This is a genomic window from Vibrio phycocola, from assembly GCF_054404255.1.
The window spans coordinates 80,069-96,690 of the sequence record NZ_JBTAMQ010000015.1 but is presented as its reverse complement, the minus strand read 5'-3'; the positions used below and the strand labels follow the sequence as shown (position 1 = coordinate 96,690).

Genomic DNA, 16,622 nt, shown 5'->3' with positions numbered 1-16,622 from the left:
ATATTATTTTAAACTATTTCAAGCCTTGATTTACGAGTCACCACCCACATCTTACTAGCAAAGCAACTTTGTTTGCATAATCTTTCGGTTAGATCAAAGTAAAATAATATATTCATGGAGCTAGTATGAGCGAAGCAACCGCTAATCAAAAAGAAACTCGTGGTTTTCAATCTGAAGTTAAACAGTTATTGAACTTGATGATTCATTCTCTTTATTCAAATAAAGAGATCTTTTTACGAGAATTGATCTCGAATGCATCGGATGCAGGTGACAAGCTGCGCTTCAAAGCATTGACAGACTCGAGCCTTTACGATGGTGATGCCGATCTTTGTGTTAAGTTATCGTTTGACACGGAAACGAAAACCATCACCGTGTCAGATAACGGCATTGGTATGACTCGAGATGATGTTATTAATAATCTGGGTACAATTGCGAAATCTGGAACAAAAGAGTTCTTCGCCAACCTATCTCAAGACCAAGCGAAAGATTCTCAGTTAATCGGTCAGTTTGGTGTTGGTTTTTACTCTTCGTTTATTGTTGCAGACTCTGTTACGGTACGTACTCGTACTGCAGGAGATGCTCCAGAGCAAGCTGTTCAGTGGAGTTCTCAAGGCGAAGGTGAATATACAATTGAAACCGTGACGAAAGAGTCTCGCGGTACTGATATTATTTTGCACCTGCGTGAAGAAGAAAGTGAGTTTCTTTCTGAGTGGCGCTTGAAGGAATTAATCACTAAATATTCTGATCACATAGGACTTCCTGTTTATATTCAATCGCATAAGCGCGATGAAGAAGGAAATGAAACCGGTGAGACAGAATGGGAAAAAATCAATAAAGCAGAGGCTCTTTGGACTCGTTCTAAGTCTGATGTTAGCGATGAAGAGTACAAAGAATTTTACTCTCATATTTCTCATGATTTTGCAGAACCAGCGGTGTGGAGCCATAACAAGGTAGAAGGTAAAAACGACTACACTAGCTTACTATATGTTCCATCGAAAGCACCTTGGGACATGATGAATCGTGACCATAAACGTGGCTTGAAACTGTATGTTCAACGCGTCTTTATTATGGATGATGCTGAGCAATTCATGCCATCTTATCTGCGTTTTATCCGTGGTTTGATTGATTCAAATGATTTGCCACTAAACGTTTCTCGTGAAATTCTTCAAGACAATAAAGTGACGCAATCTCTTCGTAGCGCTTGTACTAAGCGTGTATTGACGATGCTAGAGCGTATGTCAAATAACGATGAAGAGAAATATCAGGCATTTTGGAAAGAATTTGGCATGGTGATGAAAGAAGGCCCTGCTGAAGATATGTCAAATAAAGAGAAAATTGCAGGGCTGCTGCGTTTTGCCTCTACCCATGTTGATTCGTCTGAACAAACGATTGGCCTAAAAAGCTACATCGAGCGTATGAAAGAAGATCAAGACGTTATTTATTACCTGACTGCCGATAGTTATGCTGCTGCGAAAAACAGCCCTCACTTAGAGCAATTCAAAGCCAAAGGTATTGAAGTGGTCTTGATGTATGACCGTATCGATGAATGGCTAATGAATTACTTAACTGAATTTGATGGCAAGTCTTTCCAATCGATTACAAAAGCAGGGCTAGACCTTAGCAAGTTTGATGACGAAGAAGCGAAGGAAAAGCAAAAAGAGACTGAAGAAGAGTTTAAGTCTGTTGTTGAGCGTACCAAGAGCTACCTAGGTGACCGTGTTAAAGAAGTACGTACAACATTTAAGTTAGCTTCGACGCCAGCTGTTGTCGTAACTGATGATATGGAAATGGGTACGCAAATGGCGAAGCTGCTTGAAGCTGCAGGTCAGGCTGCGCCAGAAGTGAAGTACATTCTTGAGCTTAACCCAGAGCATGCGATGGTGAAGATGATGGCCGATGAACCAGATGAAGAGCTGTTTGGTCGTTGGGTTGAAATCTTACTTGGACAGTCGATGTTAGCTGAGCGAGGCTCGATGGAAGACCCTTCACAGTTCTTGTCAGCGGTAAATCAGCTTTTGACTAAGGTTTAATTGCTGCGGTTACTTAAAAGGCTCACCGTGGTGAGCCTTTTGTGTTTTTGAAAATAAAATAACGGTTATTCAATAGCTTAACAGCAATTAAATTCTTAAATCACACGTGTGTCGTGTTTCTTTAGTCGTAGAAGCCATTATGAAAAAGCTTTTATGTTAGACTTCTGTTCTTGAATGTATTGGCTAAGGCGTGTATTTTGCACGCCTATTTATGCAGTAATACTGACATTAAGTCGATATTTTTGGTGTTAATACAAGATTCATGGGTGATGATTACTACTTTTGAATCACATTGTATTGTGATTATCGATATAATAAATCACTTGATTAAAGAGGATTAAACATGCGCATCATTCTACTAGGTGCTCCTGGTGCAGGGAAAGGTACACAAGCTCAATTCATTATGGAGAAATATGGAATTCCACAGATCTCTACCGGTGATATGCTACGTGCTGCGATTAAAGCAGGTACTGAGCTAGGTAAAAAAGCGAAGTCTGTCATTGATGCAGGACAACTAGTTTCTGATGACATTATTCTTGGTCTAATCAAAGAGCGAATCGCTCAAGCAGACTGTGAAAAAGGTTTTCTACTCGATGGTTTCCCACGTACCATTCCTCAAGCTGATGGCTTGAAATTAATGGGTGTGGAAGTTGATTACGTGATTGAATTCGATGTAGCAGATGACGTGATTGTTGAACGAATGGCTGGGCGACGTGCTCACCTAGCTTCAGGTCGTACGTATCATCAAGTTTACAATCCACCTAAAGTGGAAGGAAAAGATGATGTTACTGGCGAAGATCTGGTCGTTCGTGATGACGATAAAGAAGAAACCGTTCGCGCCCGTTTAGGTGTTTATCATGAGCAAACGGCACCATTGATCGAATACTATGGTAAAGCGGCTCAAACAAGTGCGACTGAGTACTTGAAGTTTGACGGTACTAAGCAAGTTTCTGAAGTCAGTGCAGACATTGAAAAATCACTTGGCTAAAACTCGAACGTTATCGTGATTTGAATATATGAAAGGCGGCCTTATGGCCGCTTTTTTCATTTTAAAATGTTAATATTCATATAGATTTTTCTTTTGATCATTCATAATAGATTTCAATTGAAGAGAATATAAGCACTTGTCTTAGTATGATGGGTAGAAGGGATAGTATGACTTCAGTGAAAAAATTCGGTGTGTTATTAGTGAACTTGGGTACACCTGACGAAGCTTCGGTGCCATCGATAAAACGTTTTTTAAGTCAATTCTTACATGACAAACGCGTCGTTGATTTGAGTCGCTGGATCTGGTGTCCCTTGCTTCATGGAATTATATTGCCTATTCGAGCCCCTAAAGTGACAAAATTGTACCAACAAGTGTGGATGGAAGAAGGGTCTCCGTTGTTGGTGTATTCGAAACGCCAACGTGAAGCATTAGAGCGGATACTAGATATACCTGTTGAATTGGGTATGGCATACGGAAACCCTAGTTTGCCCGATGGCCTAGAGCGCCTTAGAGAACGTGGTGCCGACTCGATAGTGATACTCCCTCTTTATCCTCAATATTCTGCGACCACCACTGCAGCCGTTTATGACGGAATCGCGAAAGCTCTAGCCTCTACTCGAGTCGTTCCTGAGATTTCGTATATTCGTGACTATTGTCAGCACCCACTTTATATCAAGGCACTTGCAAATAGTGTTCGTCAGTTTTGGGAAGAGAATGGTCAAGGTGATTATTTGCTTTGCTCGTATCATGGTATCCCTAAGCGTTTTGCAGACAATGGAGATATTTATCCAGAGCATTGTGAGATAACAACACGACTTCTCGGTGAAGAGCTAGGCCTAACTGAAGATCAGCTTGGAATGACGTACCAATCTCGTTTTGGAAGGGAAGAGTGGTTACAACCCTATACGGATAAAACGTTGGAAAAACTGCCGTCTCAGGGAGTAAAACGGTTGGATATTATGGCTCCAGCGTTTTCTGTTGATTGCTTGGAAACCCTTGAAGAACTTGCTGAAGAATGCAAAACAATTTATTTAGAAGCAGGTGGCGAATCATTCCAATATATACCTTGTTTGAATGATAATTTAGATCATATAGAAATGATGGCTGACATGATTAAATTAAAAATTAAAAATTAAGATTAATAATTTACTGATAGTTATAGTGAGTGCATATGAAACAGTGGTATTTGGTATATTGTAAGCGCGGTGAGCAGCCACGAGCAAGAATGCACCTAGAAAATCAGGGTGTGGAATGCTTTTACCCTGAAATTGAAGTCGAAAAAATAGTACGCGGGAAAAAGAAGAAGACGAGTGAACCACTTTTTCCATCTTATGTTTTTGTTTACTTTGATTTTGAGAAAGGACCAACGTTTACGACAGTGCGTTCCACTAGAGGGGTAACCGACTTTATCCGATTTGGCTCTCATCCTACAGTTATCGATTCGTCACTAATTGATGAATTGCGTAGTTTTCTCCCTGAGTTTGAATCTACACCCACCAATTTGCCAAAACATGGTGATGTAGTTCAGATTAAATCAGGTCAGTTCGCAGGAATAGAAGCGATCTATCAAGAATCAGATGGTGAAAAACGCTCATTTATGCTGGTGAAGATGATTAATCAAGATGTTTCGATGAGTATTGATAATCGTGATTTGCATTTGAACTAATTGATAAAATATTTTATATAAAAATAAAAGAGGCGCTTTAAAGCGCCTCTTTTTAATGGATGAAAGGTCAAACGATAACGAAATTAATATGCTTCGTTATGTACCGTTTTCACTGCGCGTCCTGATGGATCAGCACAGTTTTTAAATGACTCATCCCATTCAATCGCTTTTGCAGAAGAACAAGCTACTGATGGACCACCTGGGACACATTCTGCTGCTGATGCCAGAGGGAAGAGCTCTTCAAAAATTTCACGATAAACATAGCCTTCTTTGGTGGTCGGCGTGTTGTATGGGAAACGGAATTCCGCTGCTTCCATTTGCTCATCGGTTACTTTCGCTTCAGCTGTTTCTTTTAGTGTATCGATCCAACTATAGCCGACACCATCAGAGAATTGCTCTTTTTGACGCCAAGCAATAGAGTCTGGTAGGTAATGTTCAAAACACTCACGTAGAATGTGTTTTTCCATTTTACCATTACCACACATCTTGTCTTTTGGATTCAAGCGCATTGCTACGTCGATAAATTCTTTATCTAAGAAAGGAACGCGACCTTCAATTCCCCAAGCTGCTAACGATTTGTTTGCTCGTGCGCAATCAAACATATTCAATGCAAGCAGTTTACGAACGGTTTCTTCGTGGAACTCTTGTGGGTTTGGCGCTTTGTGGAAGTATAGGTAACCCCCGAAAATCTCATCAGCACCTTCGCCAGAAAGTACCATTTTGATGCCCATAGCTTTGATCTTACGGCCTAGCAGATACATAGGCGTAGACGCACGGATTGTGGTGACATCGTAAGTTTCAATATGGTAAATAACATCACGAATAGCATCCAAGCCTTCTTGGATTGTATAGGTCATTTCGTGGTGAACTGTACCCAATTTGTCGGCTACTTCACGAGCGGCTTTTAGATCTGGTGCACCTTCAAGTCCGATTGCAAACGAGTGCAATTGTGGCCACCATGCCTGAGATTGTTCATCATCTTCAATGCGCATTGCTGCGAAACGTTTAGCAACGGCTGATGTGATAGAAGAATCAAGTCCGCCAGAAAGAAGTACGCCGTATGGCACGTCGGTCATCAACTGACGCTTAACCGCCGCTTCTAGTGCGTCTGTGAGTTCTTCTTTACTACTTGAGTTGTCTTTTACTGCATCAAAGCTGTTCCAATCACGCGTGTAATAACGAACTGGCTCTGCATCTTCAGAACCATAGTAAGAACCAGGAGGAAATTCACTGATTGTTTTACACACTGGCACGAGTGCTTTCATTTCTGATGCAATGTAATAGTTACCTTTATCGTCATAACCTTGATACATTGGGATGATACCAATGTGGTCACGACCTACTAGGTACTGGTCTTTCTCTTCATCATAAAGAACAAATGCGAAAATGCCGTTTAGTTCTTCTAAAAGTTCATTGCCCAACTCTTGATACAAAGCAAGAATAACTTCACAGTCTGAATCAGTTTGGAATTCATACTTATCTTTGTAGCGCTCACGAATCTCTTTATGGTTATAGATTTCACCGTTTACCGCTAGGATGTGTTTTCCATTTGGGCTAACTAAAGGCTGAGCGCCACTATTTACACCAACAATAGCTAAGCGCTCGTGCGCAAGAATGGCACGCTCACTAGAGTAAATTCCAGACCAGTCAGGTCCACGGTGGCGAAGTTTTTTAGACATTTCTAGAGCGATTGGACGCAGTGCCTCTGCGCCTGATTTGATGTCCAGAATGCTAAATATTGAACACATACTCATTCCTTTTTAGTTGTTCTATAACGATTTGGGTTAAATTTGCCATCTTGGTTAAAAAAATCAACCTAAAAGTATGTTTATTATTAAATAAACATTAGCTAGTTAAATAATATTCACCAAATCGTGATGTTTTATAAATGAAATTTAATTGCTGTATAAAATAGCAACGCCACATCAATCTTAGGTCAGTGGCTCTCTGCTGGACACGCACATAACGAGCAAAGTCGAGGTGGTGTAAAATACGTATTTATCTAATCCATTAACTTTTGCAGTAACACGCCATTGAGCATTGCACGTTTAATCATAGCGAATGCAGCAATGGTGGGTTTGGCGTAAATTTGTGATTCTACAATTGGAAGGTCTTTATGGAATGCCTTTAAAGACTGATTCTGCACATTCCGTTCAAGAGCGGGAAAGATAAGCTCTTGAGCATTGGTAATTTGACCGGCAATAATAATTTTTTGTGGGTTGAATAAGTTCACTGTGATAGCAACTGCCTTGCCTAATTGATTGCCGACCTTGATTAAGGTTTGGCGAGCGAGTTCATCACCTTGGTTGGCATGACGGCAAATATCATCAATCGTGATATTTTCAACGTCAGACAGTGTTGAAGAATACCCTTGCTGCAATAATTGATTCACTCGGCGAACAATCGCTGGGTTTGATGCCACGGTTTCCAAACATCCAAAATTACCACACTGGCATTGAGCGCCGAGTGGATCGATTTGAATGTGTCCTATCTCACCGACATTTCGATTATACCCTAGGAATATTTCTCCATTGACGATTAAGCCAGCCCCTGTACCACGACCAACACTAATCAGAATGGAGTCCTGACTGTCACGACTCGCTCCAAAGTAGTGCTCGGCGAGTGCAAGGCCTCGAATATCGTTACCAATAAAGCACTCCACACCAAAGTGATCGCCAATAATGTCACCCAGAGATAACGCATCAACATCGATGTTATGCATATATTCAACGACGCCATTCTCGGGATTAACTAAACCAGGAAGAACAACACCAATCGCGATGAGTTTGTCGATGAGATGATCGGCTTGAATGAGAAACTCTTTGATGTAGTGGAGCAAACCATCAGTTAAATCTTCTTGGCGTAAGTAAAGGAACTCGTAGTAATTTGAAAACAGCTCATTGCCACCGAGATCGTAGAGACTAAGTTGAATGTAATCACGTCCTAAACGTACAGCAACGGAATGAAATGGTGTCACATCGGTTTCAAGTGAGATAGCTCTACGGCCACCGGTTGAAGCTTGATGTGCAACTTCTTTAATGAGCCCCCGTTCCAATAATTGGCGTGTTATTTTAGTGACACTGGCTGGCGCAAGTTGACTCACTTCAGCGACTTGAATTCGAGAAATTGGAGCGTATTGGTCGATTAAACGGTATACCGCTGCACCATTGAGCTGCTTAACTAAATCTACATTACCTTTTTGAGTACCATTCATTATTTATTTTGCTCGTAATGCCCATTAACGACTGTGGCTAAGACGTTATATTGATTATCAAAAATTGTGAGGTTGGCGAATTTTCCTACTTCAATAGTAGCAAAGTCTGTATCAATGCCGATCGCCATCGCTGGATAAAGAGTTGCCATCCTTAATGCTTCATCCAAAGGGATACCAACCTGTTCAACACAATTCTGCACTGCTTCAATCATTGTAAGCGCAGAACCACCGAGAGTGCCATTTTCATCAATACACTTGCCATCTTTGTAATATACTTTCTTCCCTACAAAAAGAAAGTTATCGATCTCCGAGCCTGCAGGAGCTGTGGCATCGGTCACTAATATCAAGCGGTCAGTCATGATTTTATGGCTAACTCTAATGCTAGCATAGTCTACGTGATGACCATCTGCGATTATTCCAGCGTAAACACTGGGTGTATCAAATGCAGCACCAACTAAGCCCGGTTCGCGTCCACTCCATTGGCTCATTGCGTTAAAAAGATGGGTGACAAAGCTAGCTCCATTGCTAAATGCTTCCTTAGCTTGAGAAAAAGAACAGTTGCTGTGTCCGAGTGATACGATAATTCCACAATCAGAAAGAGTTTTAATGGTGGATAAGTTATTTTCCGGATCTAAAGTAATCTTTTTTATAACATCACGGTTTTCAAGTAGAAATTCAAGCATTTCAGGATCGACTTTCCGAATATGCTCAGAATTGTGTATGCCTCTTTTTTCTATTGAGATATATGGCCCTTCGAGATGAATGCCGGGAATGTGGTTAGGGAATTGTTGTTGATAGTCTCTGACACAGTTGATTGCTGCAACCATGTCTTGGTTCGTCGATGTGATTAGAGTTGGTAGAAACTGGCAACATCCTGAGTGCAAATTGGCATTATGCATGATACGAAGTGTGTCGACGCTAATGTTGTCGTTAAACATAACTCCACCACAGCCATTAAGTTGGAGGTCGATAAACCCTGGAGATATGGTTGCTCCGTCGAGATCGATCGTGTCGATCTGGTTGTCCAGTTTTTCAATTGGAACAATATCAAGAATTTTGTCACCACTAACGATAATGGCTGAATGTTCAAAAACCTGTTCACCTGTATAGATTACGCCATTCACTAGAGCATAAGTCATACCATGTCCTGCCTTAAATTCTTGGTGTTTTTACTGAATTGTTTCAACGTATTCATTAGGTTAATGCCACATTTTTACGCTTGCCAGATAGTGTAACATGGAAGACAAGATAGCAGTAATATCAGAAATTAATCCGCTATTTGGGTCGGATATCTCTGAATGGAAATGAGTCATAGATTGCGCTTGTTTGGTTAGGTCAAATCGGAGTAGTACATCGAATCGAAACTATAATAGAAACTAAGATTGATGGAGAGAATAAAATAATTTCAATTTATCCTGATATTGTGTTGAGAATTAATAAATAATTGTGGATCATAGTCCTATACTAACCGATTCAGTCGGCCATTAAGTTACTATATTGAGGTGTTATAGATGAGTGAAGCTGAGGCTCGTCCATCGAATTTTATTCGTCAAATTATTGATAAAGATTTGGCGGAAGGCAAACACACAAGTGTGCATACGCGTTTCCCACCAGAGCCAAATGGTTATCTGCACATTGGGCACGCTAAGTCTATTTGTTTGAATTTCGGAATTGCTCAGGACTATCAAGGCGAGTGTAATTTACGCTTTGATGATACTAATCCTGAAAAAGAAGACTTAGAGTACGTAGAATCGATTAAAAAAGATGTGCAATGGTTAGGTTTCCAGTGGGCTGGCGATATTTGCTATTCGTCAGATTATTTTGATCGCCTTTATGGTTTTGCTGTTGAACTGATTGAAAAAGGACTCGCTTACGTCGAAGAGCTGACTCCTGATGAGATTCGTGAATATCGCGGTACGTTAACTCGGCCAGGAAAACCAAGTCCATACCGTGAACGTTCGGTTGAAGAAAACTTAGCGTTGTTCGAAAAGATGCGTGATGGTGGTTTCCAAGAAGGGAAAGCGTGCTTACGTGCGAAAATTGATATGGCGTCGTCATTTATGGTACTGCGTGACCCAGTATTATACCGCGTTCGTTTTGCTACTCATCATCAAACGGGTGATAAGTGGTGTATCTATCCAATGTACGATTTTACGCACTGTATTTCCGATGCATTGGAAGGAATCACTCATTCATTATGTACTCTAGAATTCCAAGATAACCGTCGTTTATACGATTGGGTATTGGAGAACATAACGATTGAATGCCAACCACATCAATATGAGTTTAGTCGCCTTAACCTTGAATATACGGTAATGTCTAAGCGTCTGCTAAATCAGCTTGTCACCGAAAAGTTAGTCGATGGCTGGGATGATCCACGTATGCCAACGGTTTCTGGACTGAGACGTCGAGGTTTTACACCAGCGTCCATCCGTGAATTTTGTAAGCGCATTGGGGTAACCAAACAGGACAACATGATTGAGTATGGTTCACTTGAATCTTGTATTCGTGATGACCTTAACGAAAATTCACCAAGAGCAATGGCTGTGCTTGATCCGGTAAAGGTTGTGATTGAAAACTACCCAGCAGATCAAGTCGAAATGTTAACCGTTGCAAATCATCCGAATAAGCCAGAGATGGGCGAGAGACAAGTTCCATTTAGTCGTGAAGTTTGGATTGAAGGTGAAGATTTCCGCGAAGAAGCGAATAAAAAATACAAACGCTTAGTGTTAGGAAAAGAGGTGCGCTTACGTGGTGCCTACGTGATTAAAGCTGAGCGAATTGAAAAAGATGAGCAAGGGAATATCACGACGATTTTCTGTACTTACGATAGTGAGACGTTGGGGAAAAACCCAGCTGACGGTCGTAAAGTAAAAGGGGTGATTCATTGGGTCTCGGTTTCTGAAAGTGTACCTGCAGAAGTTCGATTGTATGACCGGCTTTTCACTATTCCTAATCCCGCATCGGCAGAGTTTGGAGAAACATTAAACCCTGATTCCTTAATTAAGGTTTCCGGTTATGTTGAGAAAAGCTTGCTAAATGCCAAACCAGAAGAAGGTTACCAGTTTGAGCGCATAGGCTATTTTTGCCTAGATAATAAAGACTCAAGTGCTGAATCTTTGGTGTTTAATCGCACGGTTGGGTTGCGAGATACATGGGCAAAAATTAGTAATGGTTAAACATTTCTAAGCATTTCGATTAAAAGCCAGCGAATTCGCTGGCTTTTTACTATTCTTTATATGGGAAGCGCTGAATTTTTTGCTGTAAGAAATAATGTGAGCTTTAGTCAATTATTGTTGGTAAGCCTATTTTTTTCTTTTTAGTCTATAGTTTTGCGTCATTATTTCGATATAGTAACGAGACTATATTTTTCACTTATATTTTATAAGCACAATAGCAGAGCCTTTTATGCGTCTTAGTTTTACACGTCTGTTGCTGCCTCTCACGATTATGATCGTGACTCATGTTTCTTTTGTTAGTGCCGACACTGTTCGGATTACTGGCACAAATCAATCAAGCTTATCTACACAGAATAGCCAGATCACTGAGCCTTCAAGATTTTACGGTCCGACCGATAACCGAGATACGCTTTGGTCAGTTGCGTCTACATTGCGCCCTTCACCAGAATTTACCGTCCAGCAAATGCTACTGGCTATATTCCAACTGAACCCTCAAGCATTTGAAGATCAGAATATTCATAGTTTGATTCCCGGTAGTGTACTGCGTGTACCTTCAACCGCACAGGTTGCTCGAGTATCTACGGCAAGCGCAGTTCAAATTATGAAAGCGCATCAAGCAAAATTGGATGCTCAATCGAAACCGCGAATAAAAGCCGCCCCGGTTGTAGTTGAAACCATCGCGATAGAAACGACAACGAAGACGGTTACTCCGGAAAAAGAAGTGGCATCAACGCAGCCAATTCCACCTAAACCGGACGTTCCAGTTGAGCCAGCACCGATTGCAACACCGATCGTTATTCCTGACCTGACAAAAGAAGCGCCCAAGCTAGCATTGGATAAGACACCAGATATGTCCGAGCTAGAAGAAAAACTCAATTTATCGGCATCGGAGCTTTCTGAACTTGAAGAAAAAAATCATCGCTTACTTGTTTTACTAACAAAAGTACAAAACGAAGTGGATGCGTTAAAAAGTGCGCTTGATGATGAAGGAAGAATTCGTGAAGAAGTAGAGCGCGCATTAAGTGAAGAGAGAGCACAGAAGGAAGAGGTTGAACGTGTCACACCAACTTCGTTGGATATGTTACTCGATAACTGGTGGATAGTTGGTGGTCTCGCACTCGTTCCTGGTTTATTGATCGCGTTAATCTTGGTGTTACTACTTGGTCGTAAAGGCAAGAAAACGGAAGAAGAGGTCGTTGCTGAAGCTCAGCCGCTAGCACCTGAGGCTGTTGCCGTTGGCTCAGCTGCGGCGACAGACGACGGTGAGTTAGATGATCTTAAACTCGATGATGATCTTTTCGCCGTCACGGAAGATGCTGAAGAAGAGGAAAGCGACGAAGTTGCTGTTGACGATGCGCAAGAAGAAGATGATGTTTTTGCCGCACTTGATGATGTAGATCTTGATTTAAATCTTGATCCTGACGAAGACGATATTTTTGCAGGGATTGACGATGATGGTGATTTAGACACAACCAGTCTTGATGACTTCGATGATTTACCTGAAAGTACTAACGGTATAAGCGTTAATGGTGATGATAAGGCTCTCGGCCTAGAAGAGATGGAGAGAGCTCTTGAAGACGCGTCGATAGCATCAGATGAAGACGATGATTCAGTTGACGATTTGTTTGACCTATCAGATGACGAAGATGATAGCAATGATGCCATTGTGAGTGATGATGACATCGAAGCTTTATTGGCACAAGAGGGCACAGATCAAGCTACAGAAAGTGAGCCAGAAAGCAGTATCGACCAAGCAATGATTGATGAGTTGATGGGCGGTGGAGACGATGAAAGCTTTAATCTCGACGATGACGATGATGGTATTACAGATCTAGAGGATGATTTTGGTTTCGACTTATCAGACGATGACGAAGGGGAGTCAGATTCGGTTACCGACGAACTCGATACCGCACTGCTTGATGAAATCGTTGACTTAGACAGCGATGGCGATACGGATCTAGAGGATGATTTTGGTTTCGATCTGTCAGACGATGAAGGTTCAGAAACAGAAGCCGTAGCCGACGATCTTGATAGCGCATTGCTTGATGAAATCGTTGATTTAGACAGCGATGATGACACGGATCTAGAGGATGATTTTGGTTTCGATCTGTCAGACGACGAAGGTTCAGAAACAGAAGCCGTAGCCGACGATCTTGATAGCGCATTGCTTGATGAAATTGTTGACTTAGACAGCGATGGCGATACGGATTTAGAGGATGATTTTGGTTTCGATCTGTCAGACGATGAAGGTTCAGAAACAGAAGCCGTAGCCGACGATCTTGATAGCGCATTACTTGATGAAATCGTTGATTTAGACAGCGATGGCGATACGGATCTAGAGGATGGTTTTGGTTTCGATCTGTCAGACGATGAAGGTTCAGAAACAGAAGCCGTAGCCGACGATCTTGATAGTGCATTACTTGATGAAATCGTTGATTTAGACAGTGACGACGAGACTTCTGTCGAAGGTGACCTTGACTTATCTGATGATGAAGAGGCAGAGCCAGAATCAGTTGCCGACGACCTCGATGCGGGACTGCTTGATGAAAGCATCGATTTAGACAGTGACGACGAAACTTCTGTCGAAGATGACCTTAATTTTGACTTATCTGATGATGAAGAGGCAGAGTCAGAATCAGTTGCCGACGACCTTGATACGGGACTGCTTGATGAAAGTGTTGATCTAGATAGTGAAGCCGATTCCTCTTTAGAGGATGTCGCGGATTTAGCGAGTGCCGAAGAAACGAATCTAGATGAAGAGATTGAGCTTGAGATATCAGATGATGAAAGCTTAGATCCTGAATTGGAATCTGGTGAAGTTGATTCTGAATTACGTGATGACATCGCTGATCTAAGCAGTGAAGACGAACCCAATTTAGATGCAGAACTTGATCGTGACCCAGAACAAGGTGAAAGTTTAGAAGAGGAAACGGAACTAAAAGTTGATGAGCTCGATACCACGCATCACGATGATATTATTGATACAGTCGTTGCAGAGTCAGTTGATGAAGAAGAAGTCGAAACTGCATTAGATGTAGAAGAACCAACAGCAATCGAAGAGCTTGAACCTGTTGCTGACGATCTTGAGGAAAAGTCGGATAGTGAAGAGCAGCAGTCGGATGAGGCCCCATCGACGAATGAAAGTCAATTCAATGAACCCACAGAGCTAGAGGCGACCGCTGACGAATTTGATAGTGATGAATTTGTTAAGGATTTAGAGAATAGCTATCCTGACGCAGACCCGTTACTTGATGAGATTGATTTTGAAGCCGAGCCTGATGAACCTGAAGTTATTGGCGATGCGATTGATATTGACGATGTCACTGAACTTAGTTCCGATATTCAACCTTCTGAAATTGAAGAGAAAAGTGGTCAAGGCAGTATACCTGAAGCCGTTGAAAATGAGTTTGGTGTACCACAAGACGATGATTGGGGTAGTGTTGAACCCGAGCTGTCGATTGATTCAGAAGAAAGCGTTCAAGCAGATTCTAGTCAAGCATCGTTAGGTCATGAAGATGAGGTTTCATCACAAACAACCACCAATTTGGATGTTGAAGAAACCACAGAAACTTCAGATGATCACCAAGATTCTTTAGATACATCGCTTGACGAAGTGTCTGAGTCAACATTTGATGGTACAGAAACAGAAACAGAAACAGAAACAGAAACAGAAACAGAAACAGAAACAGAAACAGAAACAGAAACAGAAACACCGAATGATGAGCCTGATTATATTAGTGATGATGAGTTGCCAGAGTTCGGTGAAGACGATGCTTTAGAGTCTGCTGGGTTTAATGCTAACGATTTGGATCTTGGTGAAAGCGAAGATGAAAGTGCATTTACTTCAGAATCGAATCAAGCTGAATTTCTTGAACTAGAAGATGGTGATTTACCAGAATTCAACGAAGATGATGCTAATGCATTATTTGGTGACTTGCCGAGAACCGAATTTGATGAATCTGAACTCGAACGATTATTGGATGATGATGCGGATTCAGGTCCGTTCGCAAAAATAGACTCTCCTAGCGATGAGATGGTCGCAAGCAGTGGTATCGATATGGATGCCATGTTTGATGTAAGCGGAGAAGACTGGAACGGATTTACGCTATCTGAAGAGCAAAAGCTAGCCATTGACGATGATATTGATGTTGAAGAAAAAGCAGTATGGCAAAGCGAGCAAAATCTCGATCCTGAAATCGAAAATGAAAATTGGGATGAGCAAGACGACATCGATAGTGGCGTTGAACTGGAGAAGTATAAAACCATCGGAGAATTGATGTCGCACCTTGAAGAGGGTGATGAATCTGTGCCGGAGGAGTTAAAGCTTGATGTGGGGTTAGATGAATTCCCTGATGTGATTGGTGAGATTCATGATGTCGACGTAGATAGTAATTCTGAAGCGGCCGGAAAATTGGATCTCGCCAAGATTTATTTAGAGATGAATGACGAGAAAGGTGCTATTCAGCTGCTCGAGAAGGCAATCGTGGATGGTGATGAAGATATTCGACGTGAAGCTAAGCATTTGATTGATTCTATGAAAAATCGTTAATTCATCGAGACCTAGTCAATATAAACGGATTAGAAATTTGGCCAATAAGCGTTTATACTGCTGCGCCAAATTTGGCAAAAGATAGTAAAAATGAAAATAGCGTTAGGCGTTGAATATGATGGTTCAGCCTATTATGGTTGGCAGCGTCAAAAAGAAGTGAATAGCGTGCAACAGGAGCTTGAGAAAGCGCTTTCTGTTGTCGCAAACAGCCCAATCGACGTGCTTTGTGCTGGGCGCACTGATGCTGGAGTTCATGGAACTGGTCAGGTGGTTCACTTTGAAACTAACGTCGAACGAAAATTAGTGGCTTGGACTATGGGTGCTAACGCCAACTTGCCATTAGATATTGCAGTTCGTTGGGCAACCGAAGTTTCAGATGAATTTCACGCTCGTTTTTCAGCAACCGCACGCCGCTATCGCTATATCATTTATAACCATAAGCTGCGACCTGGAATTTTATCGACTGGTGTCAGTCACTATCATGTTGAGTTAGATGAGCAGAAAATGCATCAAGCAGGGCAATACTTGCTAGGAGAGAATGACTTTTCTTCTTTTCGCGCGGCGCATTGTCAATCTCGTTCACCTTGGCGCAATGTTATTCACTTAAATGTTACACGACATGGTGACTATGTCGTGATTGATGTAAAAGCAAACGCCTTCGTACATCATATGGTAAGAAATATTGTTGGCAGTTTGATGGTGGTTGGGAGAGGGGAACAACCGATAGAGTGGATTGATTGGTTGCTAAAAGCAAAAGATAGAAAGCTCGCTGGTGCCACTGCAAAAGCAGAAGGGTTGTATTTAGTGGATGTCGATTATCCTGAGTCCTTTGGTATTCCAAAGCACGCCATTGGTCCTCTGTTTTTACCCGAAAATTTATAGTCGAGTTGACTTACCTTTAACTAAAAATACTAAGTATTGTTAGCTAAAAATAGAATAATTGTTATAGGTACAACCAGTTTTTTATCTACAGATTGAGGTTTATGTGGTTTAATC

General features: G+C 41.5%; 10 protein-coding genes. 7 read left to right on the top strand and 3 right to left on the bottom strand.

Going from position 1 to position 16,622, the window contains the following annotated elements:
- Positions 1-125 precede the first annotated feature (125 nt).
- From htpG to rfaH, 4 genes are all read left to right on the top strand, one after another.
- The gene (htpG, locus tag ACXJY6_RS17135) at positions 126-2,030 is read left to right on the top strand and encodes a molecular chaperone HtpG (protein ID WP_456052596.1); all 1,905 of its coding nucleotides are present in this window, start codon (positions 126-128) and stop codon (positions 2,028-2,030) included.
- Between the two features lie 343 nt (positions 2,031-2,373).
- A complete protein-coding gene (gene adk / locus ACXJY6_RS17130) occupies positions 2,374-3,018 on the top strand; it encodes an adenylate kinase (RefSeq protein ID WP_456052595.1) in 645 nt (214 codons plus the stop codon).
- 167 nt (positions 3,019-3,185) lie between these two features.
- On the top strand, positions 3,186-4,154 hold the full coding sequence (hemH, locus tag ACXJY6_RS17125) for a ferrochelatase (protein WP_458769080.1): 969 nt from the start codon (positions 3,186-3,188) through the stop codon (positions 4,152-4,154).
- 35 nt (positions 4,155-4,189) lie between these two features.
- Entirely contained in the window at positions 4,190-4,684 is a 495-nt protein-coding gene (rfaH, locus tag ACXJY6_RS17120; RefSeq protein WP_456052593.1) for a transcription/translation regulatory transformer protein RfaH, read from the top strand.
- Between the two features lie 83 nt (positions 4,685-4,767).
- Here the strand turns inward: rfaH and asnB are convergent, their stop codons facing one another.
- From asnB to nagA, 3 genes are all read right to left on the bottom strand, one after another.
- Positions 4,768-6,432 (bottom strand): asparagine synthase B, encoded by a 1,665-nt coding sequence (asnB, locus tag ACXJY6_RS17115; protein ID WP_456052592.1) that lies wholly within the window; start codon positions 6,430-6,432, stop codon positions 4,768-4,770.
- A gap of 254 nt (positions 6,433-6,686) precedes the next feature.
- On the bottom strand, positions 6,687-7,898 hold the full coding sequence (gene nagC / locus ACXJY6_RS17110) for a DNA-binding transcriptional regulator NagC (protein WP_458769079.1): 1,212 nt from the start codon (positions 7,896-7,898) through the stop codon (positions 6,687-6,689).
- Positions 7,898-9,037: an N-acetylglucosamine-6-phosphate deacetylase gene (nagA, locus tag ACXJY6_RS17105; RefSeq protein ID WP_458769078.1), complete on the bottom strand. Its 1,140-nt coding sequence runs from the start codon at positions 9,035-9,037 to the stop codon at positions 7,898-7,900. Before nagA ends, nagC begins: the two co-directional genes overlap by 1 nt.
- A gap of 372 nt (positions 9,038-9,409) precedes the next feature.
- On the opposite strand from nagA, the gene glnS reads away from it, so the two are divergent.
- The 3 genes from glnS (at position 9,410) to truA (ending at position 16,508) form a co-directional block, all read left to right on the top strand.
- A complete protein-coding gene (gene glnS / locus ACXJY6_RS17100; protein ID WP_458769077.1) occupies positions 9,410-11,077 on the top strand; it encodes a glutamine--tRNA ligase in 1,668 nt (555 codons plus the stop codon).
- A 229-nt stretch (positions 11,078-11,306) separates the two neighbouring features.
- The gene (locus tag ACXJY6_RS17095) at positions 11,307-15,626 is read left to right on the top strand and encodes a FimV/HubP family polar landmark protein (protein ID WP_458769076.1); all 4,320 of its coding nucleotides are present in this window, start codon (positions 11,307-11,309) and stop codon (positions 15,624-15,626) included.
- 90 nt (positions 15,627-15,716) lie between these two features.
- Complete coding sequence (gene truA / locus ACXJY6_RS17090) at positions 15,717-16,508, top strand: tRNA pseudouridine(38-40) synthase TruA (RefSeq protein ID WP_458769075.1); 792 nt, start codon at positions 15,717-15,719, stop codon at positions 16,506-16,508.
- Positions 16,509-16,622 lie beyond the last annotated feature (114 nt).

Bases quoted from the DNA above. Each gene is read 5' to 3' on its own strand.
- adk (WP_456052595.1), top strand. From the start codon at position 2,374: ATGCGCATCATTCTACTAGGTGCTCCTGGTGCAGGGAAAGGTACACAA.
- glnS (WP_458769077.1), top strand. From the start codon at position 9,410: ATGAGTGAAGCTGAGGCTCGTCCATCGAATTTTATTCGTCAAATTATT.
- htpG (WP_456052596.1), top strand. From the start codon at position 126: ATGAGCGAAGCAACCGCTAATCAAAAAGAAACTCGTGGTTTTCAATCT.
- ACXJY6_RS17095 (WP_458769076.1), top strand. From the start codon at position 11,307: ATGCGTCTTAGTTTTACACGTCTGTTGCTGCCTCTCACGATTATGATC.
- nagA (WP_458769078.1), bottom strand. From the start codon at position 9,037: ATGACTTATGCTCTAGTGAATGGCGTAATCTATACAGGTGAACAGGTT.
- truA (WP_458769075.1), top strand. From the start codon at position 15,717: ATGAAAATAGCGTTAGGCGTTGAATATGATGGTTCAGCCTATTATGGT.
- hemH (WP_458769080.1), top strand. From the start codon at position 3,186: ATGACTTCAGTGAAAAAATTCGGTGTGTTATTAGTGAACTTGGGTACA.
- nagC (WP_458769079.1), bottom strand. From the start codon at position 7,898: ATGAATGGTACTCAAAAAGGTAATGTAGATTTAGTTAAGCAGCTCAAT.
- rfaH (WP_456052593.1), top strand. From the start codon at position 4,190: ATGAAACAGTGGTATTTGGTATATTGTAAGCGCGGTGAGCAGCCACGA.
- asnB (WP_456052592.1), bottom strand. From the start codon at position 6,432: ATGTGTTCAATATTTAGCATTCTGGACATCAAATCAGGCGCAGAGGCA.